The organism is Streptomyces sp. NPDC055078, assembly GCF_053607985.1.
The window spans coordinates 1-2,381 of the sequence record NZ_JBSGUP010000937.1 but is presented as its reverse complement, the minus strand read 5'-3'; the positions used below and the strand labels follow the sequence as shown (position 1 = coordinate 2,381).

Sequence of the window (2,381 nt, the reverse complement as noted above, 5' to 3'; positions counted from 1 at the left end):
GGCCCCGGCGGACCGGGGCCGAGAGCATCGGCCTGCGGGGCGAACTCAAGGCGATGCGCTGCGGCACGGTGTCATCAAATGATCTTGAGTTGGATGTGGGGGGTCGACAGCGGCCCCGCGCTGTCCGATGCGAGCGAAGGGTTCGGCGGGTGTCCCCGGTGGGGCCGGGGCGGTGTGGGGTGGGCGGCGTCAGGGGTCCCGGCGGGCTCGTGCGGGCGGTCCGGGCGATGTGGGGTCGTCACCGGTCCTGGCGTGGGCGTGGTGGCCTTCGGGGCGGCCGTCGCTCCTCGGCCGCTCATGAGGGGGGTGATCATGATATGGGCATGACATTGCGCGCCATTCCGGACGCTCGGCTGCCCTGGTGTGCGGCGCGGGGGACGCCGACAGGATTCCTGCCAACGCGTAACTCCTAGTGGGGGGTTGATGAAACTGCGGCATACGTTCGCATCTGCCGACACGCTATAAGTTCGTATCCGCCGCGTAAAGGTCTGGACCAATACCTCTGCCATGCGTGGAGATCGTGCCACTACCGCCGAAACGCGCCAGCGCCGCATCGCACCAGCGCTGAAACGCACCACCGGCGGCAGCACGCCACCCCGCACCGTTTCAGCACCCGCCCCGCGAGACCCTCAGGGCACCCGCGGCCTGCTGATGCCGCGCCACGGATCTGGGACGCACCCCCCTGAGTCATTCGGCCGGTGCCGCGGCCCGACCGGGCGGCATCGCTCCCACCTGGCCCTCCACTACCCTGTCGCTCATGAACGCACCGGGGGATGTGATCGACGGGCGGTTCGCATTGGTCGAGCGGCTCGGCAGCGGCGGGATGGGAACGGTATGGCGGGCACGTGACACCGTGCTCCACCGGGAGGTGGCCCTCAAGGCCGTCCGGTCGGACGCGGGAGCGACCCGGGCGGTACGCGAGCGGGTGCTGCGCGAGGCCAGGGCGCTCGCCCGGATCAACCACCCGAATGTGGTGACCGTCCATCACATCGTGGACGAGGATCCGCACCCCTGGATCGTGATGGAGCTGGTGCCCGGCCTGTCCCTCGCCGACCGGCTCGCCGGCGGCCCGCTGACCCCGGTTGAGGCGGCGCGCGTCGGCCGCCAGACGCTCTCCGCCCTCCGGGCCGCCCACGCGGCGGGCATCCAGCACCGCGACGTCAAACCGGCCAATGTCCTGCTGCGCCCCGACGGAACCGCCGTGCTCACCGACTTCGGGATCGCCGCGCTCCAGGGTTCGACCTCGCTGACGGCCACCGGCGAACTCGTCGGCTCGCCCGAGTACATCGCCCCGGAGCGGGTACGCGGACGCGACGACGACCCGGCATCCGACCTCTGGTCCCTGGGTGTCGTGCTGTATGTGTGCGTGGAGGGCGTCAGCCCCTTGCGCCGGGCGACGACGCTCGCCACCCTCGCCGCCGTACTCGACGACCCGGTGCCGCCCCCGGTGCGCTCCGGGCCGCTCGCGAACGTGCTGAACGCCCTGCTCGTACGGGATCCGGCGGCCCGCCCCGACGCGGCGCGGCTGGACGGGATGCTGGCGTCGGTGGAGGTGGGGACCGCACCGCACTGGGCGCAGCCGACCATGACCACGGCGGTGCCGACCTCCGGTCCGGTGCCGCCCGTACCCACCCGGATGGACGTCTCCCGGCCGACGGTCGCCGGGTCGTCGCAACCAGCCGGGTCATCGCAACCAGGGGACCGGCCGCGGAAGCGTACGCCGGTCGTCGCCGCCGTCGCGTCGGTACTGGTGGTCGCCGTGGTGGCCACGCTGTTCCTGGCCCTGCGCGACCGGGGCGGCGACAACGGCGACAAGGCGGACAACGCGGCCGGCGGGAGCGACAAGAAGGTCACCACTCCGTCCGCGTCGGCGACCCCGACCTCCGGATCGACGCGGCCACCGGAACCGGCGCCCACCCACACCAGGACCGTCACAGCGCCCGCGCCCGCTCCGGCGCCCACCGAGGCCGAGGAGCAGCCGTCCCCGCGCGCGGGGCGCTGGATCGCGCAGCTCTACTCCCAGCCGGCCAGCGCGGGCATCGCGGACCGTGACCGGCGGCTCGCCAGGGTCCGGCAGTCCGTACCCGGGGCGGTCTTCGTCCGCAGTGACGACTACGCGTCGCTCCGGGCGGGCTACTGGATGATCTACGCCCCCGGCCCCTTCGCCGACGGCCGTGCCGCGCTGTCCTTCTGCGCCGATCTCGACAGGACATCGGCGAGCACCTGTATGGGCCGCTATCTGAGCGACGACTCGGCCGACTACAGCCTGCAGTGCCGCCCTCCGGCGGCCAGCCCGACCGGCCGCTGCTCCCGCTCGTAGCTCCGCGCTCCCCGTACGCACGGCGGCGTCCCCTTCGCAGGCGGCGGCTCCGGTGTGGCGG

Annotated in this window: 1 protein-coding gene; it reads left to right on the top strand. The window is 73.0% G+C overall.

What is annotated here, in order from left to right; all coding sequences use genetic code 11:
• Nucleotides 1–757 precede the first annotated feature (757 nt).
• Nucleotides 758–2,320, top strand: coding sequence for a serine/threonine-protein kinase (locus ACWF94_RS38820; protein WP_453499742.1), 1,563 nt, complete (start codon nucleotides 758–760; stop codon nucleotides 2,318–2,320).
• Nucleotides 2,321–2,381 lie beyond the last annotated feature (61 nt).

Coding starts and splice junctions, on each gene's coding strand:
- ACWF94_RS38820 (WP_453499742.1), top strand. CDS start 758: ATGAACGCACCGGGGGATGTGATCGACGGGCGGTTCGCATTGGTCGAG.